This is a genomic window from Curvibacter sp. PAE-UM, from assembly GCF_001432305.1.
Classification (GTDB): domain Bacteria; phylum Pseudomonadota; class Gammaproteobacteria; order Burkholderiales; family Burkholderiaceae_C; genus Hylemonella.
Window position 1 is genome coordinate 3,251,014 of record NZ_KQ483358.1, and the last position, 22,505, is coordinate 3,273,518.

At 64.7% G+C, this 22,505-nt stretch carries 20 protein-coding genes; 10 read left to right on the forward strand and 10 right to left on the reverse strand.

Annotation, left to right across the window (positions count from 1 at the left end; translation table 11 throughout):
* Positions 1-14 precede the first annotated feature (14 nt).
* The 4 genes from AO057_RS15565 to AO057_RS15580 form a co-directional block, all read right to left on the reverse strand.
* On the reverse strand, positions 15-995 hold the full coding sequence (locus tag AO057_RS15565; protein ID WP_057676806.1) for a Bug family tripartite tricarboxylate transporter substrate binding protein: 981 nt from the start codon (positions 993-995) through the stop codon (positions 15-17).
* A 73-nt stretch (positions 996-1,068) separates the two neighbouring features.
* Positions 1,069-1,491 (reverse strand): cupin domain-containing protein, encoded by a 423-nt coding sequence (locus tag AO057_RS15570; protein ID WP_057677333.1) that lies wholly within the window; start codon positions 1,489-1,491, stop codon positions 1,069-1,071.
* A 30-nt stretch (positions 1,492-1,521) separates the two neighbouring features.
* Positions 1,522-2,898 (reverse strand): NAD-dependent succinate-semialdehyde dehydrogenase, encoded by a 1,377-nt coding sequence (locus AO057_RS15575; RefSeq protein ID WP_205630046.1) that lies wholly within the window; start codon positions 2,896-2,898, stop codon positions 1,522-1,524.
* Positions 2,895-3,974, reverse strand: a complete 1,080-nt coding sequence (locus tag AO057_RS15580; protein ID WP_240480797.1) for an Ldh family oxidoreductase — start codon at positions 3,972-3,974, stop codon at positions 2,895-2,897. Before AO057_RS15580 ends, AO057_RS15575 begins: the two co-directional genes overlap by 4 nt.
* 255 nt (positions 3,975-4,229) lie before the next feature.
* Here AO057_RS15580 and AO057_RS15585 point away from each other — a divergent pair, with 255 nt between their 5' ends.
* The 5 genes from AO057_RS15585 (at position 4,230) to AO057_RS15605 (ending at position 8,539) form a co-directional block, all read left to right on the forward strand.
* Positions 4,230-5,141 (forward strand): LysR family transcriptional regulator, encoded by a 912-nt coding sequence (locus AO057_RS15585; protein WP_057676807.1) that lies wholly within the window; start codon positions 4,230-4,232, stop codon positions 5,139-5,141.
* Between the two features lie 59 nt (positions 5,142-5,200).
* Positions 5,201-5,599, forward strand: a complete 399-nt coding sequence (locus AO057_RS15590; RefSeq protein WP_057676808.1) for a thiol-disulfide oxidoreductase DCC family protein — start codon at positions 5,201-5,203, stop codon at positions 5,597-5,599.
* A 234-nt stretch (positions 5,600-5,833) separates the two neighbouring features.
* Positions 5,834-6,868: an ABC transporter substrate-binding protein gene (locus AO057_RS15595; protein WP_057676809.1), complete on the forward strand. Its 1,035-nt coding sequence runs from the start codon at positions 5,834-5,836 to the stop codon at positions 6,866-6,868.
* A 59-nt stretch (positions 6,869-6,927) separates the two neighbouring features.
* Positions 6,928-7,758: an ABC transporter ATP-binding protein gene (locus AO057_RS15600; protein ID WP_057676810.1), complete on the forward strand. Its 831-nt coding sequence runs from the start codon at positions 6,928-6,930 to the stop codon at positions 7,756-7,758.
* A gap of 10 nt (positions 7,759-7,768) precedes the next feature.
* Entirely contained in the window at positions 7,769-8,539 is a 771-nt protein-coding gene (locus AO057_RS15605) for an ABC transporter permease (RefSeq protein WP_057676811.1), read from the forward strand.
* 580 nt (positions 8,540-9,119) lie between these two features.
* On the opposite strand, the gene AO057_RS15610 is transcribed toward AO057_RS15605, so the two are convergent.
* Positions 9,120-10,316 carry a urate hydroxylase PuuD gene (locus AO057_RS15610; protein WP_057676812.1) on the reverse strand — a complete coding sequence of 399 codons (1,197 nt, stop codon included), beginning with the start codon at positions 10,314-10,316 and terminating at the stop codon, positions 9,120-9,122.
* A 1-nt stretch (position 10,317) separates the two neighbouring features.
* Complete coding sequence (gene uraH, locus AO057_RS15615; protein ID WP_057676813.1) at positions 10,318-10,674, reverse strand: hydroxyisourate hydrolase; 357 nt, start codon at positions 10,672-10,674, stop codon at positions 10,318-10,320.
* Between the two features lie 78 nt (positions 10,675-10,752).
* Here uraH and AO057_RS15620 point away from each other — a divergent pair, with 78 nt between their 5' ends.
* From AO057_RS15620 to AO057_RS15635, 4 genes are read left to right on the forward strand one after another with little or no spacing between them, the layout of a single operon-like run.
* Positions 10,753-11,418: a GntR family transcriptional regulator gene (locus AO057_RS15620; protein ID WP_057676814.1), complete on the forward strand. Its 666-nt coding sequence runs from the start codon at positions 10,753-10,755 to the stop codon at positions 11,416-11,418.
* Entirely contained in the window at positions 11,415-12,365 is a 951-nt protein-coding gene (puuE, locus tag AO057_RS15625) for an allantoinase PuuE (RefSeq protein ID WP_057676815.1), read from the forward strand. Before AO057_RS15620 ends, puuE begins: the two co-directional genes overlap by 4 nt.
* A 3-nt stretch (positions 12,366-12,368) precedes the next feature.
* A complete protein-coding gene (gene uraD, locus AO057_RS15630) occupies positions 12,369-14,153 on the forward strand; it encodes a 2-oxo-4-hydroxy-4-carboxy-5-ureidoimidazoline decarboxylase (protein ID WP_057676816.1) in 1,785 nt (594 codons plus the stop codon).
* A 2-nt stretch (positions 14,154-14,155) separates the two neighbouring features.
* A complete protein-coding gene (locus AO057_RS15635; protein WP_057676817.1) occupies positions 14,156-15,409 on the forward strand; it encodes a M20/M25/M40 family metallo-hydrolase in 1,254 nt (417 codons plus the stop codon).
* Between the two features lie 31 nt (positions 15,410-15,440).
* Here AO057_RS15635 and AO057_RS17925 read toward each other — a convergent pair whose 3' ends face one another.
* Positions 15,441-15,590 (reverse strand): hypothetical protein, encoded by a 150-nt coding sequence (locus AO057_RS17925; protein WP_156404581.1) that lies wholly within the window; start codon positions 15,588-15,590, stop codon positions 15,441-15,443.
* A gap of 71 nt (positions 15,591-15,661) precedes the next feature.
* Between AO057_RS17925 and AO057_RS15640 the strand changes: the two genes are divergently transcribed.
* Positions 15,662-16,120, forward strand: coding sequence for a hypothetical protein (locus AO057_RS15640; protein ID WP_057676818.1), 459 nt, complete (start codon positions 15,662-15,664; stop codon positions 16,118-16,120).
* A 27-nt stretch (positions 16,121-16,147) separates the two neighbouring features.
* Here the strand turns inward: AO057_RS15640 and AO057_RS15645 are convergent, their stop codons facing one another.
* The 3 genes from AO057_RS15645 to AO057_RS15655 form a co-directional block, all read right to left on the reverse strand.
* On the reverse strand, positions 16,148-17,314 hold the full coding sequence (locus AO057_RS15645) for a nucleotide sugar dehydrogenase (protein ID WP_057676819.1): 1,167 nt from the start codon (positions 17,312-17,314) through the stop codon (positions 16,148-16,150).
* Between the two features lie 100 nt (positions 17,315-17,414).
* Positions 17,415-18,023, reverse strand: coding sequence for a methyltransferase domain-containing protein (locus AO057_RS15650; protein WP_168163379.1), 609 nt, complete (start codon positions 18,021-18,023; stop codon positions 17,415-17,417).
* Between the two features lie 107 nt (positions 18,024-18,130).
* On the reverse strand, positions 18,131-22,492 hold the full coding sequence (locus AO057_RS15655) for a glycosyltransferase family 9 protein (RefSeq protein ID WP_082605591.1): 4,362 nt from the start codon (positions 22,490-22,492) through the stop codon (positions 18,131-18,133).
* Between the last annotated feature and the right edge of the window lie 13 nt (positions 22,493-22,505).

A 22,505-nucleotide genomic window follows, 5' to 3' on the forward strand; every position in this document is an offset into this window, starting at 1 on the left:
CAGACGCTGCAGCGTCAGTCCGCCTGGATGTTCTTTTCCTTCACCAGTTTTCCGTATTTGGCGTATTCCGCGTGCACGTACTTGGTGAAAACGGCGGAGGTATTGCCCCCGGGGGTGGCGCCTTCCTTGGCCAGGCGTTCGAGCACGCCGGGGTCCTTGAGGACCTTGGCGGTTTCACGCTGCAGCCTGTCCACGATGGCGGTCGGCGTGCTGGACGGCACAAAAAAACCGAACCACGAGGAGACGTCGAAATCCTTGAGGCCCGATTCGGCCAGGGTGGGCACGTCCGGCACGGCCGACGAGCGGCTGGCCGAGGTGAGGGCCAGGGCCCGCACCCGACCGGATTGCACATGCGGCAACACGGCCACCATGGGGGCGAACATCAGCTGGATCTCCCCGGCCAGCAGGGCATTGACGGAGGGGCCGGCACCCCGGTAGGGGATGTGGGTGATCTCGGTCCCCGTGGCGATCTCGAACAACTCGCCCGCCAGGTGGGTGGGAGCACCCTTGCCGGAGGACCCGTAGTTGAGGGCGCCGGGCTTGGCCTTGGCCAGGGCGATCAGCTCCTGCACATTCTTGGCCGGCACGCTCTGGTGGACCACCAGGATGTTCGGCACCTCGGCCACCATCGTCACGGGCTTCAGATCACGCAAGGTGTCGTAGGCCAGCTTGTTGTACATGTGCGGGGCCACGGCCATGCTGGTCGACTGACCGATCAGCACCGTGTAGCCGTCCCCCGCGGACTTGGCCGTGATATCGGCCGCAATCGTGCCCGAAGCGCCCGAGCGGTTCTCGATCACCACGCTCTGGCCCAGCGCCTCGCCGAGTTTCGGGCCGACGATGCGGGCAAAGAAATCCGCGGCGCCACCGGGCGACGCCGGAACGATCAGGCGGATCGGTTTGCTGGGGTAGTTGTCCTGGGCCAGGGCCACGCCCATGGCAGCCAGCAGGACGGCGCCGCCCAGCAGACGCAGGCTGTTTCTACGCAACATCATCTTGTCTCCTTGTAGGTCTATGCATTCAGCCTGGTAGCGGCGTAAAAACGCACGCCCCAGACACTCGGGAAGATCACTTGCTGTGTTCTACCGACACCATCCGTGTTTCACCGGTTTCGGTCAGGGTACGCGTCGCGTTCGGGGAGGCATAGATCCAGAGGATCTTCATGGGCTCGGTGTCCGAGACGTTGCGGAAGCGGTGCGACACGTTCGGGGGGATCCAGGTGGTGTCCAGCGGCTTGAGCGTGTGCGAGGCCTGCCCTGCGACATCCATGATGGCGTTACCCGAGAGCAGCATCACGCTCTCTTCGCAGTTGTGGCTGTGAAAGGGGATGGCCGTGCCGGGCGCGAACTCGGTGATGCCGTTGATGAAACTCTGCGCTCCGAGTGCGGGTGTCACCAGCGGGGTGGTGCGGGCGCCGCCGCCGCGGTCATGGCTCTTGATCTGGTCGGGCTTGAGCACGGTGGGGGTGCGTGCAGGTGTGGCAGTGGTCATGGTGTTCTCCATTGAGCTTGGCTGTCAATTTCAGTTTGTAGCAGGTCCGGTCCAGACCGTCTTGATGTTCATGAACTCGTGCAGGCCCAGGTGGCCGAGTTCGCGACCGTAGCCGGATTGTTTGGTGCCGCCAAAGGGCAGGCGGGGATCGGAAGCCACCATGCCGTTCACGAAGACGGCGCCGGCCTCGATGCGCCGCGACAGCTGCCGCGCGCGGTCCAGGTCGCCGGTCCAGAGCGAAGCCCCGAGGCCGAACGGACTATCGTTGGCCACGGCGATCGCCTCGTCGACCGAGGCCACGCGAAGAATGGCGGCGGCCGGGCCGAACGTCTCTTCGCGCGCGGCGGTCATGGCCGGCGTGACGTGGTCCAGGATCGTGGGCTCGTAATAGGCCCCCGGCCCTGGCACCGGCTGGCCGCCGATCAGCACCTTGGCGCCCTCCTGGATGGAGGCCAAAACCTGGGCATGCAGCTCCTCGCGCAGTTTGCCGCGCGCCATGGAGCCGATGGTGGTCCCGGGCAGCAGGGGATCACCGACCACGAGCTTGCGCGCGCCGGCCACGAAAGCCTCCGCGAAGCGGTCCGCAATGGACTGCTCGACGATGAAGCGCTTGGCCGAGATGCAGCTTTGCCCCGTGTTGGAAAAACGCGCCTTGACGGCGACCGCGGCCGCCGCCTCGATGTCGGCATCGGCGAGGACGATGAAGGGGTCGGAGCCGCCGAGTTCGAGCACCTGCTTCTTGAGCGCCTGGCCGGCCTGCGCGGCGATGCTGCGCCCCACGGGGGTGGAACCGGTGAAGGTCACCGCGGCAATGCGCTCATCCTCGATCAGCCCGCGCACGGCGGAGGACTCGACCAGCAGCGTGGTGAACAGGCCCTCGGGCAGGCCCGCGTCCTTGAACACCTGCTCGAGCGCCAGCGCGCATTGCGGAACATTGCTGGCGTGCTTGAGCACCATGCCATTGCCGCCCACCAGAACGGGTGCCGCTGCGCGCATGACCTGCCAGAAGGGATAGTTCCAGGGCATGACGGCCAGCACCAGGCCGATCGGGTCGTAGACCACGCGGCTGTCCGAGGCGGCGCTGGCCACCACCTGATCGGCCAGAAAGGTCTCGCCCTGCTGGGCGTAGTACTCGAAATTCCAGGCGCACTTCTCGACCTCGCCCAGCGATTCGCTCAGGGGCTTGCCCATCTCCTGCGTGATGAGCAGCGCCAGCTCCTGCTTCTTGCGACGCAGCGCGGCCGCGACCTGCAGGAGGTAGGGCAGGCGCTGGCGGACGTCCAGACGGGCCCAGGCCTTCTGGGATTCGGAGGCCACACGCAGCCGGCTCTCGATGGCCTGCGCGTCATGGATGGAGAACTTCCCCAGCAGCGTGTCGGTGGCCGGGTTGAAGGAGTTCATCATCATGCGGCACGCTCCTGGACCAGCGGCGCGATGCCAAGATCCTTGGCCAGCACGGCCAGTTCCTGGACCAGGGTGTTGGCGATCGGGATGCCGGCCTGGTAGTTTTGCCGGCGCTCATGGCTCTGCTCGCCCGGCAGCCAGATGCGCTCCACCCCGGGCAGACGCTCGCTGCTGCGGATGTCCCTGACCAGGGTGTCCACGGCGCCCTTGAACAGGGCGACATCGCCAAAGGCGCTCAGGTCGATCACCAGGATGGCCTGGCCGGTGTTGGTAACGCTGACATGGTCGGCATTGAAGTCGATCACGTCCTTGCCCATGGCCGCGCCGCCCAGGGTGCCGGCCAGCAGCCCGACCACCAGCGCCAGGCCGTAGCCCTTGTAGTCACCAATCGGCAGCAGGAAGCCTTCGCTGGCGCGGTTGGGATCGGTCAGGGGCTTGCCCTGGCGGTCGATCATCCAGCCCTCGGGCATCATCTCGCCGCGTTTGGCCTTGGCCTTGACCTTGCCATAGGCCGCCACCGTGGTGGCCATGTCCAGCACCACGGGCGGCTCGTCGCCAGCGGGAATGCCGGCAGCGATGGGGTTGGTGGACAGCAGCATGTCGGTGCCGCCCCATGGCGGCAGGTGGTTGGCGTTGCCCACGGCAAAGTACAGGCCCAGCATGTCGTGCTGCAGGGGCTTGCGTGCATACAGGGACGCCGGGCCGGCGTGATTGCTGTGGCGCGCGCTGACCCAGGCCACGCCGCAGGTCCGCGCCTTCTCGATGGCCAGATCGACCGCGCGCGACATCACCAGATGCCCCATGCCGTTGTCGCCATCGAGCACCGCCATGCCCGGCCGCTCGCGCACCACCTTGATGTCGGGGTGCTTGTTGATGCCGCCCGCGCGGATGCGCTTCATGTACATCGGAAGGCGGATGACGCCGTGGCCATCCGAGCCCTGCAGGTCGGCTTCGGCCATGAGCGAGGCGATGGTCAGCGCATCCGCCTGCGGGAACCCCTGGCTGACAAACGCCGCCTGGATGAAGTTGCGCAGGGCGTCGGGCAGGACCGGCGTGAAGTTGGTGCTGGGCGCTTTCAAGTGACGTTCTTTCTTTGAATCTTGGAGGGCATGAAGCGGCTGGACGGTGGGCCCGCGTTTGCGCCTGTTCTGGCCATGGAATCTCAATTGCTTATCGATGCGCGGATTGCTCCCGGGCGCCTGCGGTGTGTCGACACAGGGGCGCTTTCAAGGGTGCTGAAAGTCCCGCAGTGTAGGAAGGCCGGGGCGGCGCGTCCAATACTGATTTTTCGCGACCCCATATCATCTTGATATCGATAGCCTCATTTTTGCCACATGAACCTGAAAACCCTGCGCTACTTCGTGGCCATTGCGGATGCCGGCAGCCTGACCGCCGCCGCCGCCGCCATCTCGATTGCCCAGCCGGCCCTGACACGACAGCTGCGGGAACTGGAGGCCGACCTGGGCGTGGCGCTGTTTCACCGCATGCCGCGCGGCGTGCGGCTGACCCAGGCGGGGGTCACCTTCTACGAGTCGGCGCAGCGCATCCTCGGCGAAGCACAGCGCGTGCGCCAGCGCCTGGCCGGCAAGACCGGCGACACCAAGACCACCGTGGTCCTGGGTGTCTCCCCCACGCTGGCGCGGGTGCTGCTGCCGGGCCTGTTCGAGCACTGCCTGCGCACCCTGCCGGAGGTGGAATTGCGCTCGCGCGAAGCGTTCACGCCGGAGCTGCTGGACTGGCTGGAGCGCGGCATGATCGACATGGCCGTCGTCACCAACCCGGGCGTGGGCCGTTCCGTCTCGCTGCAACCCCTGATCGGTGAACCGTTTGCCCTCGTCACGCACGCTTCCATGGGCATGGGGCCGCTGGTGTCAGTCGCCCAGCTGGCCCGCATTCCCCTGCTCATGACCAGCCTGCACCGCGACCTGGTCGAGCGGCAATTGCTGCCGCTGGGCAAGACGCTGAACGTGCAGGCGGTGCTGGACTCGGTGGACACCATCCGCGCGCTGGTCCAGAAGGGGCCGTGGGCCACGATCATGCCGGTCTCCGTCTACAAGGAGGCCGGCACCTCGTCCGAGGTCGTCATGTCCCAGATCACGGGCATCCAGCTCAACCGCCTGCTGGTGCTGGCGACCCGGCTGGAGCCCGAGGGAAAGCTGGCCATCCCGGTCGTCCAGGAAATGATCGAGGCCGAATTCTCGCGACTCATGCGCGAGGGCGTTTTCACCTTCACGGCGGCCGCATGAAGGCCCGGATGTCCCCAGCCGGTCCCACCCACGCGCGCCGGGCGCGGCATGATGTCGCCATGCCTGAAACGACGACATCCGCCGCCCTGACCGTCTACTACGACGGCAGCTGTCCTTTGTGCTCACGCGAGATCGCGTTCTACCGGCGCTCATCCGCTGCGGCCGGGCTGGTGTGGATCGATGTGAGCCGCACGTCCGAGCTCGGCCCCGGCCTCGATTGCCAGGCTGCCCTGCGGCGCTTTCACGTGCGCGATGCGCAAGGCCGGCTGCACCACGGCGCGGCCGGCTTCGCGCGGCTCTGGCGCGAACTGCCGGGCTGGCGCTGGCTGGGCCGCCTGTGCGCCGTGCCGCCGCTGTCCTGGCTGGCCGAAGCCGCCTACCGTCTCTTCCTGCCCCTGCGTCCGCATTTGCAGCGCGCCCTGCAGCGCTGGCTGGACCGGCGCGCCCGAGCCTCATGAAGCCCGCCCACCGCACAAGCAGCGTGCGGCGCACCACCCCGGTGCGCACCGTTTAGGGTTTATCTGAATATCTGGGGCAGGAATCGACCAGACAATCTGTATACAGCTATGTTTTCAATCTCAAGACACCCGGGACTGGAACTGGCACCCTTTTTGCTCAACACAACAGTACCGTGATGACGGCCATTGCTTTTCCCCATTGCCTGCAGGCAAGCTAACCCCAAGGAGCTCCCCATGTCCAAGCGCCACCTCCTCCAAACCGTCGTCGCTCTCGCCCTGACGGCCAGCTTCGCCTCCGCACAGGCCCAGACCAAGCCCCTCAAGTTCCAGCTGGACTGGCGCTTCGAAGGCCCGGCCGCCTTCTTCACCCTGCCTGCCGCCAAGGGCCATTTCAAGGACGCCGGCCTGGACGTGACCGTGGACAGCGGCAACGGCTCGGGTGGCACCGTCACGCGCGTGGCCTCGGGCACCTACGACATGGGCTTCGCCGACATGGCCGCGCTGATGGAGTTCCACGCCAACAACCCGGACGCCCCCAACAAGCCGGTGGCCGTCATGATGGTCTACAACAACACGCCGGCCGCCGTGCTGGCACTCAAGAAGTCCGGCATCAAGACCCCCGCCGACCTCAGCGGCAAGAAACTCGGCGCGCCGGTCTTCGACGCCGGCCGCAAGGCCTTCCCCATCTTCGAGAAGGCCAACGGTGTGAAGAATGTGGCCTGGACCGCCATGGACCCGCCACTGCGCGAGACCATGCTGGTGCGCGGCGACATCGATGCGATCACGGGGTTCTCCTTCACCTCCCTGCTCAACCTGGAAGCGCGCGGCGTGAAGGCCGAGGACGTGGTCGTCATGCCCTACGCCGATTTCGGCGTGAAGCTCTATGGCAATGCCATCATCGCCACCCCCAAGCTCATCAAGGAGAACCCCGAGCTGATCAAGGCCTTCCTCAAGGCCTTCACCAAGGGCGCCAAGGAAGTGATGGCCAACCCGGCCGCCGGCATCGAAACCGTCAAGGCGCGTGACGGCATCATCAATGTGGCGCTGGAAACCCGCCGCCTGCAGATGGCCATCGACGCGGTGGTCGCCAGCCCCGATGCGCGCAAGGAAGGTTTCGGCCAGGTCAACCCGGGCCGCCTGGCCCTGATGGCCTCGCAGGTGTCCGACGCCTTCGGCACCAAGACCCGCGTCGATGCCGGCGCCATCTGGAACGGCTCCTTCCTGCCGACCGCAGCCGAGCTGAACATCCTGCCCCCGGCCAGGAAGTGAGCGGTATGCTTGCCTGACAACCATGGCCAGCATCGTCTGGCCATTTTTTTGCGGTCACCATGAGCAACGAAACCACCTCCCCTCCCTTCGTCCAGTTCGACGACGTCTGGCTGGCCTACAACGACGAGTTGCTGGCCCAGAACAACTTCGCGGTCGAGGCCATCAACCTGAACGTGAGCCAGGGCGAGTTCATCGCCATCGTCGGGCCCTCGGGCTGCGGCAAGTCCACCTTCATGAAGCTGACCACCGGCCTGAAGATGCCCAGCATGGGCCGCATCCGTGTGGACGGCCAGCCCGTGACCGGCCCGCTCAAGGTCTCGGGCATGGCCTTCCAGGCACCCTCGCTGCTGCCCTGGCGGACCACGCTGGACAACGTGCTGCTGCCGCTGGAAATCGTCGAGCCCTACCGTGCGCAGTTCAAGGACCGCCGCAAAGAATTTGAGGAACGCGCGCTCAAGCTGCTGGAGACCGTGGGCCTGGGCGGCTATGCCAAAAAATTCCCCTGGGAACTCTCGGGCGGCATGCAGCAGCGCGCCAGCATCTGCCGCGCCCTGATCCACGAGCCCAAGATGCTGCTGCTGGACGAGCCCTTCGGCGCGCTCGACGCCTTCACGCGCGAGGAGCTCTGGTGCACCCTGCGCGACCTCTGGCAGGCGCAGAAGTTCAACGTCATCCTGGTCACGCACGATCTGCGCGAATCGGTCTTCCTGGCCGACACGGTCTACGTCATGAGCAAGGGCCCGGGCCGTTTCGTGGTGCAGCGCGAGATCGACCTGCCGCGTCCGCGCGACCTGGAGATCACCTACACCCCCGAGTTCACCGGCATCGTGCACGAGCTGCGCGGCCACATCGGTGCCATGCGCAAGGCCGGCGTGGCCACCCCTCAGTGAGGAACCCGACATGAAAAACCACAAGCAACTCGAACGCTGGTCCCCCCTGCTGCTGCTGGTCGCCATCGTCATCCTCTGGCAGATCATCACCTCGGCCTTCAACGTCTCGGAATTCATCTTCCCCAGCCCCCTGCGCATCTGGGAACAGACGCTGGAGTACAAGGCCGTCATCGCCGGCCATGCCTGGCGCACCTTCTGGGTCACCATGGCGGGCTTCGGCATCGCCATCGTGGTGGGCGTGCTGCTGGGCTTCCTGATCGGCAGCTCGCGCCTGGCCTATGCCGCGGTCTACCCGCTGATGACCGCCTTCAACGCCCTGCCCAAGGCGGCCTTCGTGCCCATCCTGGTGGTGTGGTTCGGCATCGGCATCGGCCCGGCCATCCTCACGGCCTTCCTGATCAGCTTCTTCCCCATCACGGTCAACATCGCCACCGGCCTGGCCACGCTGGAGCCCGAGCTGGAGGACGTGCTGCGCGTGCTGGGCGCCAAGCGCTGGGACGTGCTCATCAAGGTGGGCCTGCCGCGTTCCATGCCCTATTTCTTCGGCTCGCTCAAGGTGGCCATCACCCTGGCCTTCGTGGGCACCACGGTGTCCGAGATGACCGCAGCCAACGAAGGCATCGGCTACCTGCTGATCTCGGCCGGCTCGGCCATGCAGATGGGCCTGGCCTTCAGCGGCTTGCTGGTGGTGGGCGCCATGGCCATGGCCATGTACGAGCTGTTCAGTTTCATCGAGAAGCACACGACGGGGTGGGCTCACCGTGGCTCGCAGAGCGCATGAGCTTTCTGATTTAGTTCGCTCCGGCGGATGGTTTGGTGTCGGGTGATGCGCCCGACAGCGCACTCACTTTCTTTGCTTCGCCAAAGAAAGTAAGCAAAGAAAGGCGAGCCGGATTCGTCGACCCTCCGCTACGCTGCGGGCACGCTGCGTTGCTCGGCCTGAGCGGGGTGCGCGCAAACTCGCTGCGCTCAAACATGCGCGCCCCTGTTTCCGCTCAGTCCTGTGCTACTCGCCTCCTCATGACGGCGGTGGGGACCCAATACCAAAACAACAAGGACGCGCCATGGCGCGTCCTTGTGGAGTTCGGTTGTTGGTTCCCGGCTGTTGGCTGTTTGGCTCCCCATGCCGTGTGGCAGGGCTGAGCAGCGCAGCAGCGGGCGGATCAGGGCGGGCGTTGTTTGAGCGCAGCGAGTTTAGCCCGACCCCGCACGATGCGAGCAGCGCAAGGTACCCCGAAGGGGCCCTGACTTCGGCTCGCCTTCTCTTTGCTTACTTTCTCTTGGCGAAGCAAGAGAAAGTGAGTCGCCCGCCGGGGCGAGACCCGGCAAAGCAGGCACGCCCAGGCATAAGGCAAAGAAAATCAGTCCCTCTTGCCCCCAGGCCGAAACCACTGCGCAAAAACCGCGCGCTCAGCTTCAGTGATCCCCGTCGCATTGTTCATTGGCATCACCCGACTCACCACCACCTGCTGGTAGATCTGCAGCGCATGCTTCTGCAAGTCCTCCGGCGTATCCAGCCGCACCCCCTTGGACTGCAAAGCCTCACCATGGCACATGACACAACGTTGCGCCATCACCGCCTGAACCTGGGCCAGGTTCACGACCTGCGGCGCAGCGGCGGCAGACACCGGCGCAGGACGCAACCAGACGATGAGCCCCAGCAACACCACCACACCCGCCGCCGCGTAAGGCCAGGGATGCGCGTTGCGCCCCAGCTTGTAGCCATGACGCAGCACGAAGAACTGGCGGATGGCCGCGCCCGCGGCCATGATGAGAATCAGGAACACCCAGTTGTACGCAGACGCGTAGGTGAAGCTGTAGTGATTGCTCAGCATGGAAAACAGCACGGGCAGCGTGAAATAGGTGTTGTGCACGCTGCGTTGTTTGCCGCGCTGGCCATGGATGGGGTCCACCGGCAGGCCGGCCTTGAGTGCGGCCACCACCTTGCGCTGGCCCGGGATGATGCACATGGCCACGTTGGCGCTCATGGTGGTGGCGAGCATGGCCCCCACCAGCAGGAAGGCCGCACGCCCGGCAAACAGCTGGCAGGCCAGCCAGGACGCCAGCACCACGAGCAGGGCCACGGCGATGCCGACCTTGGTATCGCCCTTCTCGCCCTGGCCCAGGAAGCGGCAAGCCAGGTCATAAAGAATCCAGAACACCACAAGGAAGGCCAGCGCCGTCGTCACCGCCGCCCAGGGCGCCCAGTCCATCACCCGCGGGTCGATCAGGTAGACGCTCGGGCTCCAGAGGTAGGAGATGAGGAAAAGCGCGAAGCCGCTGAGCCACGTGCTGTAACTCTCCCAGTAGAACCAGTGCAGGTGCGGCGGCAATACGGGCGGCGACACCGCGTACTTGACCGGGTGATAGAAACCACCGCCGTGCACGGCCCAGAGCTCGCCGGTGGCGCCATCCTTGCGCAGCTTCTCGTCCTCGGGCGGCGTGAGGCTGCTGTCGAGGAAGACGAAATAGAAGGAGGAGCCGATCCAGGCGATGGCCACGATCACGTGCAGCCAGCGCAGCAGCAGGTTGGCCCAGTCCAGCAGGTAGGCGTCCATCTCAGCTCCCGCGATAGGTGGAGTAACTCCAGGGGCTCACGAGCAGGGGCACGTGGTAGTGCTCCTCCGGTCTGGCCACGCCGAAGTCGAGGTTCACCTGGTCCAGAAACGCCGGCTCGGGCAGTACCACGCCGCGCGCACGGAAGTAGCCCTTCACATCGAAACTCAGGCGGTAGGTTCCGGCCTTCAGGCTGCTGTGGTCGTAGAGCAGGCCTTCGGGGTTGCGGCCATTGCTGTCGAGCGTAAAACGACGCACCAGCTGGGCCTGACCGTCGGGGGAGGTGGTGTAAAGCGCGACCTGCATGCCGCCGGCGGGACAGCCATGCATGGTGTCGAGTACGTGGGTGCTGAGGCCCATGGTGATCGTCCTTTTGAAAGACCGTAGCAGTCCACCGAAAGTGTATACAGTTTTTCCGATTGGCGATATCATTTCCCCATGGAATCGTCCAGCACACGTCACATCGTCGAGACCCTCACACGCGCCATCGTGGAGCATCGCCTGCACCCGGGCACCAAGCTGGCCGAGCAGAAGCTGGGCGACCACTTCGGCGTCTCGCGCACCCTGGTGCGCCAGGCCCTGTTCCAGCTGGCCCAGAACCGACTGATCCGGCTCGAGCCTTCACGCGGCGCCTTCGTGGCCACGCCGTCGGTGGAGGAGGCCCAGCAGGTCTTCGAGGTACGGCGCATGCTGGAACTCGAAATGGTGCGCAACTTCGTGCGCCAGGCCACGCCAGCCAAGATCAAGGCCCTGCGCGCCCACGTGGCCGAGGAAAAAAAGGCGGTAGCAAGCAACGACGTGCCCGGCCGCAACGAATTGCTGGGTGACTTCCATGTGCGCATGGCCGAGCTCATGAACAACCGGGTGCTGGCCGAGCTGCTGGAAGAACTGATCTCGCGCTGCGCGCTCATCACCCTGGTCTACCAGTCCAAGAGCGCGGCCGAGCATTCGAACGACGAGCACGTGGAGATCGTCAAGGCCGTGGCCGCCAAGGACGAGGACCTGGCCGTGCGCCTGATGGACGAACACCTCAACAACGTGATGGCCAACCTGACCTTCGACCGCAAGCCGCCGACGAGCGACATTGCGCTCGCGCTCGCATGATCTACGACAGCACCGCCCCCTACCCGCGCGACCTGATCGGCTACGGCCGCACGCCGCCGCACGCCCGCTGGCCGGGCGGCGCGCGCATCGCCGTGCAGTTCGTGCTCAATTACGAAGAAGGCGGCGAGAACTCCGTGCTGCACGGCGACGCGGCCTCCGAGACCTTCCTCTCCGAGATGTTCAACCCGGCGGCCTTTCCGGCCCGGCACATCAGCATGGAAGGCATCTACGAATACGGCTCACGCCAGGGCGTCTGGCGCATCCTGCGCGAGTTTGAACAGCGCGGACTGCCGCTCACCGTCTTCGGCGTGGCCACAGCGCTGCAACGCCACCCCGAGGTCTGCGCCGCCTTCAAGGCGCTGGGTCACGAGATCGCCTGTCACGGCCTGAAGTGGATCCACTACCAGAACCTGGACGAAACCATCGAGCGCGCCCACATGGCCGAGGCCATGGAGATGCTGCGCCAGCTCACGGGCGAACGAGCACTGGGCTGGTACACCGGTCGCGACAGCCCCAACACACGCCGCCTGGTGGCCGACTACGGCGGCTTCGAATACGACAGCGACTACTACGGCGACGACCTGCCCTTCTGGATGAAGGTGCGCAAGAGCGACGGCAGTAACGCGCAGCAGCTCATCGTGCCCTACACCCTCGACTGCAACGACATGCGCTTCTCGCTGCCCCAGGGCTTCTCCCACGCCGACCCGTTTTTCGCCTATCTGAAAGACAGCTTCGACACGTTGTATGCCGAAGGTGATCCGGCGGGCCTGGACCGGCCCAAGATGATGAGCATCGGCATGCACTGCCGCCTGCTGGGGCGCCCCGGGCGCATCACGGCGCTGCAGCGTTTCCTGGACTACATCCAGGGCCACGAGCAGGTCTGGGTGGCCCGCCGCCTGGACATCGCACGCCACTGGCGGACCACCCACCCCTGCCCGGTGGCCTGAGCCATGCCCACCACGCTGGCACAACTCAACACCGCGCCGCTGCCCGAAGCGGCGCAGCTGCTCGATGGCCTTTACGAGCACACCCCCTGGATCGTGCAGCAGGCCCTGTTGCAACGACCGTTCGCGAGCCTGGCCGCACTGAAGCTGGCCTGCGCCCGCGCGCTCGAACAAGGCGGCCGCGAGGCCCAGATCGCCCTGGTGCGTGCCCACCCCGAACTCGCGGGCAAGGCCATGGTGGCCAAGACGCTCACCGCCGAATCCTCCAATGAGCAGAGCAAGGCCGGCCTGACGCAATGCACACCTGAAGAATTCGCACGCATCCAGCAGCTCAACACCGCCTACAACACACGCTTCGGCTGGCCCTTCATCCTGGCCGTGCGCGGCCCGCGCGGAAGCGGCCTGGGCAAGCAGCAGATCATCGCGGCCTTCGAGCGCCGCCTGCACAGCCACCCCGATGCCGAGCTGGCCGAATGCCTGCGCAACATTCATCGCATCGCCGAGATCCGGCTCAACGACAAGTTCGGCTTCGAGCCCACGCTGGGCCATCTCGTCTGGGACTGGCAGGAAGCATTGGCTGCGCACAGCGAACCCGGCTACGCCGAGCGCGGCGAGCTCACGGTGACTTATCTCACTGAAGCGCACCGCGCCTGCGCCGCCGCGATCGCGCGCACCATGCGCGAGGTGGGTTGCGACAGCGTCACGATCGACGCCGTGGGCAATGTGGTGGGCCGTTTTGAGGCCAGCGTGCCTGGCGCGCCTGCCCTGCTCACGGGCAGCCACTACGACACCGTGCGCAACGGCGGCAAGTACGACGGGCGCCTGGGCATCTACGTGCCCCTGGCCTGCGTACGTGAACTCAAGGCCCAGAACCGGCGCCTGCCGTATGCCCTGGAGATCGTGGGTTTCGCCGAAGAGGAAGGCCAGCGTTACAAGGCCACCTTCCTCGCCTCCAGCGCGCTCACGGGTGATTTCGATCCGGCCTGGCTGGACCAGGTGGACGCAGATGGTGTCTCCATGCGCGCGGCCATGCAGGCTGCCGGCTTGCCTGCCACACTGGAAGCCATCCGCGCCCTGAAGCGCGATCCAAGCAAATACCTGGGCTTTGTCGAGGTGCACATCGAGCAGGGCCCTGTGCTGACGCAGCAGCACCTGCCCCTGGGCGTGGTCACCTCCATCAATGGCAGCGTGCGCCTGCTGGGTGAAGTACGCGGCACGGCCAGCCACGCCGGCACCACGCCCATGGCGATGCGCGCCGACGCCGCCGCCGCCGTGGCCGAGCTCATCCTGCACGTGGAACAGGCCGCACGCCGCCTCACCGGTTGCGTGGGCACCGTGGGCATGCTCGAAGTGCCCAGCGGCTCCATCAACGTCATCCCCGGCCGCTGCCGCTTCAGCCTGGACCTGCGCGCGCCCGACAATGCCTTACGCGATGCCCTGCTGGCCGATGTGCGCACCGGGCTTGAACAGATCTGCGCACGCCGCGGCGTGTTGCACACGCTGGAAGAAACCATGCGTGCCAGCGCCGCGCCGAGCGCGCCCGAATGGCAGGCGCGCTGGGAGCAGGCCGTGAGCGCCCTGGGCCTGCCCGTGTTCAGGCTGCCCAGCGGGGCCGGCCACGACGCCATGAAGCTGCACGACATCCTGCCCCAGGCCATGCTTTTCGTTCGCGGCGAAAACCTGGGGATCAGCCACAACCCGCTCGAATCCAGCACCAGCGACGACATGGAACTCGCTGTGCGCGCCTTCCAGCACCTCTTGCGACAAGTCGCAAGCCAACACCGAGATTGACCATGAGCACCACACAGCATGCCGCCCTGGACCAGTGGGTGGCCGACCACTTCGCCGAAGAGACGGCCTTCCTGCAGCAGCTGGTGCGTGTGCCCACGGACACACCGCCGGGCAACAACGCTCCGCATGCCGAACGCACCGCCGAGCTGCTGCGCGCCTGGGGCTGGGAAGTGGAGTCGCATCCCGTCCCCGCTGCCGAAGTGCGGGCGGCCGGACTTGAAACCCTCACCAACCTCATCGTGCGCCGCCGTTACGGACCGGGCGGCCCGACCATCGCCCTCAATGCGCACGGCGACGTGGTTCCGCCCGGCGAGGGCTGGACCCACAATCCCTATGGCGCCGAGATCGTCGACGGCAAGATGTACGGCCGCGCCACTGCCGTCAGCAAATGCGACTTCGCCACCTACACCCATGCCGTGCGCGCGCTGGAGGCCGTGGCCCGGCCCACGCGTGGCTGCATCGAACTGCACTTCACCTATGACGAGGAATTCGGCGGCGAACTGGGCCCGGGCTGGCTGCTCAGCCATGGCCTGACAAAACCCGACCTCATGATCGCCGCCGGCTTCAGCTACCAGGTCGTCACGGCTCATAACGGCTGCCTGCAGCTCGAAGTGACCGTTCAGGGTGACATGGCCCATGCGGCCATCCCCGACAGCGGCATCGACGCGCTGCAGGGCGCGGTGCACATCCTGGGCGCGCTCTACCGGCTCAATGCCGACTATCTGCAGGTGCGCTCAAATGTGAGCGGCATCACGCACCCCTATCTGAACGTGGGCCTGATCCAGGGCGGCACCAACACCAACGTGGTACCCGGCAAGGTGGTCTTCAAACTCGACCGGCGCATGATCCCCGAGGAAAACCCGGCCGAAGTCGAGGCCAGCCTGCGCCAGACCATTGCGCAAGCGGCAACCAGCTTTGCACCGCCGCGCGGCGGCAAGGCCCTGCAGGTCGAGGTGCGTCGCATTCTGCTGGCCCAGGCCCTCAAGCCGCTACCTGGAAACCAGCCCCTGGTCACGGCCCTGCAGCAGCATGCCCAGGCCGTGTTCGGCGAGCCCGTGCCCGCGGTGGGAACCCCGCTTTACACCGATGTGCGGCTGTATGGAGAGCGCGGTATCCCGGGCGTCATCTACGGCGCCGGACCGCGCACCGTGCGCGAAAGCAATGCCAAGCGCGCCGACGAACATATCGTACTGGCCGACCTGCAGCGCGCCACCTGCGTGATTGCACGCACGCTGGCTGACCTGCTCAACACGTGAAACGAAAGCGACCCGCCCCAGGGCGGGCCGCTCAAAGCAGCCAGAAGCTCAGCACCAGGACCAGCACGGCCGCGGCAAAGATCAGCTTGTAGAGGAAGAAGCGGTCAGGATTGCGCTTCGCACGCTCGTTCAGTGCGCCCGGCATCGTCAGCAGCCCGGGCATGGTGGTTTCGTTGTCCATACGACGTCTTTTCTTTCGGGGAACCAGCCGGGTCTTGTGCCCGCTGGCCGGTATTCTATGATGGCCTCATCATGAAATACTTTGCACATACCCGTTCGGTCCTGCTGCTCGCAGGGGCTTTGCTGCTGGGCGGCTGCGCCGCGGTGAACGATGTCACCATGCGTGCACTGGCCACGTCCGCACCCGTGCTGGCCGTGGTCGGCGAACGCGTGCTCACCGGCGAAGTGCTGCTCTACACCGACCGCAGCGGCAAGCTGCAGCTGCGCAGCGAGGGCGAGCCCGCGCTCAGCTGCATGGGCGCGCTGCGTTACACCGCCACGTCCAGCGGCACCGTCAACCTGAGCTGCAGCGACGGCAGGCAGGCCCAGTTGCCCTTCACCGCCCTGGGCGAGACCAGCGGCCATGGCGGCGCGGCGGGCGGGCCCATCAGCTTCACCTATGGCCTGGCGCCCGAGCCGGCTCGCGCCTGGCTCACGCCCCCGCCCGGCAAGCGCCTGGTGGTCAGCGGCGACACCTTGCGGCTGGAATAGCACTTCGCCAGCGACCGGGTCACAGTACTAGTCCCGTCCAAACAGGTCACGGGTATAGACCTTGTGCACCACGTCGGCCAGTTCCGGCGCCTGCCGGTTGGCCACGATCACATCGGCGCACCGCTTGAAGTCCGCCAGGTCGGTAAGCACCGGTGCGTGGAAGAACTCCGGCTCCTTGAGCACCGGCTCGTAGACGATCAACTCCACTCCCCTGGCCCTCAGCCGCTTCATGATGCCCTGCACACTGCTGGCGCGCACATTGTTGCTGCCGCCCTTCATCACCAGCCGGTAAATGCCCACCGTGGTCGGCCGACGGCGCAGGATGTCCTGCGCCACGAAGTCCTTGCGCGTGCTGTTGGCCTCCACGATGGCCCGGATCAGGTTCTGCGGCACCTGTTCGTAATTGGCCAGCAGTTGCCTGGTGTCCTTGGGCAGGCAGTAGCCGCCATAACCGAAGGACGGATTGTTGTAGTGGCTGCCGATGCGCGGGTCCAGCCCCAGGCCGTCGATGATCTGCCGCGTGTCCAGTCCATGCAGGCTGGCGTAGGTATCCAGTTCATTGAAAAAAGCCACACGCATGGCAAGGTAGGTGTTGGCAAAGAGCTTGATCGCCTCGGCCTCGGTGCTGCCGGTCAGCAGCACCGGCACATCGGGGCGCAAGGCGCCTTCCCGAAGCAGATCGGCAAAGGCCTGCCCGCGCGCAGAACGCTCACCCACGACGATGCGGCTGGGGTACAGGCTGTCATGCAGCGCCCGCCCCTCGCGCAGGAATTCAGGTGAAAACACCAGCTGCTCGCACCCCAGCGCTGCGCGCACACGCGCCGTGTAGCCTACCGGCACCGTGGACTTGATCACGATCACCGCCTGCGGGTTGACCACCCGGGCCTGGCGTATCACCGCCTCCACCGAGGCCGTGTTGAAGCAGTGGCTCTCGTGGTCGTAATCGGTGGGCGTGGCGACGATGATGTAGTCCGCCCCCGCGTAGGCGTCTTGTGCGTTGAGCGTGGCACGCAGGCTCAGAGGCTGGTGCTTCAGGTAGTCGGCCAACCCGGCCTCTTCAATGGGCGACTCGCGCCGGTTGATCTGCGCCACCTTGGCCGGCACGATGTCCAGCACCACCACCTCGTGGTTCTGCGCCAGCAATACCGCCAAGGAAAGACCGACGGGACCGCTGCCGACAACGGAGATCTTCATATCTGGGCCATGGTCCTGGGCATCTCTGAGCCGACTTATTCCTGGTCTTCAGACCGGCGAAGCACCCCAGGCCTTGAGCAGCCCGGACACGCGGCTCGTTTCATCCCTGTATTTTTGTCAACACCATCTCGATTTCATAAGGACCACTGGCATGCGCATCCAGCTTGTCCCGGTAGTCATATCTTTCATTCCAGTTCTCACATAAATGGCAAACCCTGTACTGGTCCAGCGGCAGTGTTTCCTCGACCTCACGCAGCAGCCGTGCCGGTGTATAGAACCGCTTGTGATCCTGGTTCCATCGACTCGGCGGATGTGACTTGCGCTCATACAGGTACATGTGAGGAACGACGACGATCACGTAACCACCAACCCTCAGGACTCGAAACCAGTCGAGATAGGCCCCGGTGTAGTTCGCAATATGCTCCAGGCAGTGGGAGGAATAGACCGCGTCGACACTGGCATCTGCAAATGGCAGACGAATGCCGTTGTAACCCGGATAGTCCAGATCAACCCCAATGGCAGTCTTCAGGACAGGAACGGCATCGGGTCTGGATCCCTTGTATCCGACATCCAGTACGACGTCACCATTCATGTATTTCGAGAAGAAACCGCTATCGATTTTCTTTTGATAGGTATGTCTCGACTCCGTCAGGGCTGCGGTACCGGGGTTCCAGTATTTTCCTGCCTGATCAATGGTCTGAACGCTCATGATTACCTCCCAGTCGATAGCCATACGAATAAACATCGGATGCAGCCTGACCCACGACAAGCCGCGCATCGGAATGCCGTCCGACAGCGGACGGCATCATCGTGTGCCTAGCGAATAACACCGCCGAGAACCTTCTGATCCGCCAGCGCCAGGAAACGCAGGCACAGGCCATAAACGTCCTCAGGCGTGATGTCACGCATGCAGGCCAGGTTGCGGTGACAGTCCTCCAATGCCGCGCGATAACAGGGCGCACAGTTCATGTCCTTGCGGATGGCCACTGCATTCGGACCGAGCGGCCCCCATTCCTCGGTGCTGACGACGGCGGAATGCACGGCCACGGTCGGGACACCGAGGCCGGCCGCAACATGCTTCGGACCGCTGTTGTTGCCGACGAAGAGGGCGAAGGACTGCAGCACATCGGGCAACTCGCTGAGCTTGTGCAAACCCACCAGGGACCAGACCGCAGCCTTGTGCTTCACCCGGGCCAGCACCGCGTCTGCAAGATCCGATTCATCGGGACCGCCGATGATGGCGACATGCACGGGCAAACGGGTGACCAGCAGATCGATCAGGCCGGCGAAGTGCTCCACCGGCCACTGGCGGAGCTGGTTGCCGCTGGCAGGATGCACCCCGATGACCGGCTTGCGATAGAGCTGCCTGGCCATTTTGTCGACTGCGGGGGGCAGTTGGAGCGAGCCCCCCGCAGTTCGGCGCATGACATGGCGGTCTTCCTCGCAACCATTCGAGATGGCATCCACCAGATTCAGCAGATCCCCGGCCACATGCTGGCGCTTGTTCACCCATGTGGGATCGCCTTCCCACTCGAGTGCGAAATCAAGCCACGGGAACATGTTCGCCCGGTCAAAACCGGCCAGCAGTTTCGCGCCTGAATACTGCAGCACATGCCTGGTATCCGGGTGCTTGCGAAGATCGACCGCCAGATCGAACTGGTAGGGCTCCAGCCGTGATTTCAGGCCGTGCAGGTCATCTTCGGTCACCTGTTTCTGGCCCAGACCCGAGCGCACATGAAAGAACGCGAAATCCAGCACCTCGTCGATGACCGGTTCCGTACGGGCCAGCGCCGCGACAGCGGGACCCACCACCACAGCCAGCATGGCCGATGGGAAACGTTCCTTCAGCCGTCGGATCGCCGGCAGCGCGGTGATGAAGTCACCGATGTGATCCAGCTTGAAGACGACCATGCGGCGGATATCCGCCTTGTGGGCGATGGGAAAGCCGGCGTACACCTCGCGCAGGTATTCGGTATCCATCGAGTAGTAGTCATCGCCGCATGACAGGCCGGGGTGGAAGAACGGATCGCCCTTTGAAAACACCTCCGCCCACTCCTGTGCGAACGATTCAGCGTCATAGGTGTCGGGCAATTTTTCCCGGCTCACCAGTTCATGATGGATCAGCCGGGTATAGGGTGTGTAGACGGTCGACAGCCCGACGTCGTTGCATCGCAGGCAGAAGTCCAGGTCGTTGTTGATCACGCTGTGGGCCTGGTTGAATCCGCCCAGCGCATCAAAGACCTCCCGGCGCATCATCATGCAGGCCCCGGTCACTCCGATCATGTCCCTTTGTGTCAGGGCAAAACCGAAATACCCCGGTTCGTCCTCCTTGGCAAAGCGGAAAGCATGGCGTGCCGTGCCTGGCCCGGAAAGGAACAGTCCGGCATGCTGGACCGTGCGATCCGGGTAGAGCAGATAGGGCCCGACGACACCGACATCCTCGCACTGCGAAATTTCCATCAAGGTTTCCATCCAGTGGGTGTCGAGCACCTCGATGTCATCGTTCAGGAACAAGAGGTAATCCCCCGTGGCATGCTCGGCGCCGATGTTGTTGAAGAGCGACCAGTTGAAATCCGCCAGCACCTCGATCACCTTGTCGGCATGCTGGCGGAACCAGGGCTTCCATTCGGAGCCCGCATCCTTGATGTTGTCGATCAGGATGATTTCATACAGCCCGTGGCTGTTTTTCCTGATCGACTCGATGCAGGCCTTGACCAGGCCGCGGGCGGCAATGGAAGGGATGATGATCGACACCTTGCCCGGTTTGAGCAGCTTGCGGTGGAACCTGTAGGTCCCGGCGACGGCACTTTCCTCGATGGCGGCAGCGATGCCACGCCTCGAAGCCGCCTTCCGCAAGGCATCCAGCTCGAGTTTCTTGTCCTCCTGTTGTTTCGCATGCCGTTCGCTCAGGACTTTGGGCACCCGGCGTATGCTGCTGGCGCGTTCGGTGAGCCGGAGTACACGCTCATAGTCCGATGCCTCTTCAAACTCGGCCATCGAGCTGAAGGCGCCTGCCAGCAACTCAGGCGTGGCCAGCCAGAAGCGGCCGATGTAATTGGTCGACAACAACAGTTCCGGCGACCACTCCGGCTTGAGAAAGGGCAGGATGCGGCCAGCCACCGGACTTTCGCGTCGTTCATCACCATAGATGAAATCCGCGAACGTCACACCGACGTTGCTCATGGCGACCTGCATCAGGCCATCGACTGCAAGCTCATCGCCCACCTGGAGATGGACAACATATGGGCGTCTCCCATCCACTGCGCCGGCCTGCTCGAAAAACCAGTCGGCCTGCGGACGTGGGGAGATCGCCTGGATCCGGACTCTGGCAGCCATGTCTGCCGCAAGTGCGGCTCGCACCTCCCGCATCAGCTTGCTGCCGTTCTTCCGCCCCGACAGCAGGATGGTCAGAGTCCATGCCTTGTAGGTCTGCATGGCCAGGGATTTGAGGGTCATGGGCAATAGTTCGCGGATCTGCTCCCTGTCGCTGATCGTCAGGACGCACTGGAAGTCCGCGGCGGCGCCGGCACTTTGGACGATGCGCGCATGGGTATCGGTCTCCAGGACGGACACCTTGCGCCGCAGGGGACGGTCACCCTCACCGTCAGGCGTCTTCTGGACTTCAACCTGGATGTGCTCGGTTCGTCTGATGCCACGCTTGTCCGTCAGGACGAGGGTCAGGTTCTGCGGACCATTCTTGAGCATGCCAGCCGGCACGAACAGGCCGAAACCGCTCATCAATGCGTCGGGCCAATCCGGGAAAAGGGTTCCAATGTCAGGGCGCCGGCTGCCCAGTCTGGCGTTTCCTACCCGCGTTTCCCCGAAAGAAACAGCAACCGAGGCCAGGCCATGCCGCGCGATGGCCCAGCCCGCCACCGTGATGGCGCCCGTGATGGGATCGATCACGCTCTGGCCCCGGATCGCCGGGGAGTCCAGATAGAACCTGAAATCGTCCGACGATCCTTGCGCCACCGGAGCCTGCTGCGCCTGGTCGATCGACAGGACATCTTTGAGTTGAAGGTCGACGGACAGTTCCAGCACGCCAGCCTGCCTGTCCTCGATGCGCAATGAGGCCTCGCATCCTCCCTGCACGGCCCGGTTCAGATCGAACCGGATGACATAACCGCTGCGGGACGCGTCGAGAATGGCCGGGAAGACAGCCGCCACGTCCTCCCGCGTCAAACCCAGGCTTGCTTCACCCACGACGACACCATTCACCAAGGCCTGGACCGACCGGATCCCATAAGGGCTCACGGCCCAACCGCTCAGGACGCCTCGGCCGCCACGGGTGACTTCCGCCAGATCACAACTACTCTGGATCGAAGATCGGACCGGCTCGTCAGGCGGCGACGCGCTCGCCTTGGACCGGGCTTCGGCCTGCACACGCACAGGCTCCACCGAAATCGTACGAACTTCTCCATCGCGGCCTATCACTTCGATCTGGATACCTGTCAGGTTCGCCCTCTGCGCCTCGGACAGCACCGCTTCAAATCTGAAGCCACTGTTCCTCGCATTGGGATAGGTGGGAAAGCTGGCCGCCACATCGACTCGCTCCAGTCCTGTCGTCGCAAGGCCCAGCGGCTTGTTGCCTGCGACGATCTGTACGGCGACGATCTCGGTCGAACCTGCGGCCCAGCCTCCGACGAGCAAGCTGCCGTGCGTGTCCACAGTCGCCAGATCGACGGCCCCCTCCAATGGCAAATGAGGGCTGGCACGCTGTTGCGGTGCGTATGTCTGTGCGGATAACGCCGCTCTGGACGACTGCAGCCCCAGCCGCCCGCCATATCTTTTCCCCCCTTGCGTCCAGACGCTTGTATTCAGGTCGGGCAAGGCGTCATTGACCAGCTTGATATTCGAGAGCATCACTGAAAATCCGGCTTGCTCCGAGTTTGGATACGCCGGATAGGCAGCACCGACATCAGGCCGATCCATTCCGATGGCAGCCATGCCGAGAACCGAACCCTGGCTTTCAAAAGCCAGTTTTTCGATGGGATCCCGACAGACCACCCAGCCTGAGATCGCCAATGTCCCTACATACTTCTGGCCGTTGTCGTCGATCTTGATGCCATCTCCCCGGATGTGTTCAATCGAGATGATGCAGCTGCGCTCAGACGCACCCACACCACTCGCATTACCGGGATTCATCAACCGGGGTACCGGTTTCGTCACCACATCCATACCAACTCCCTCG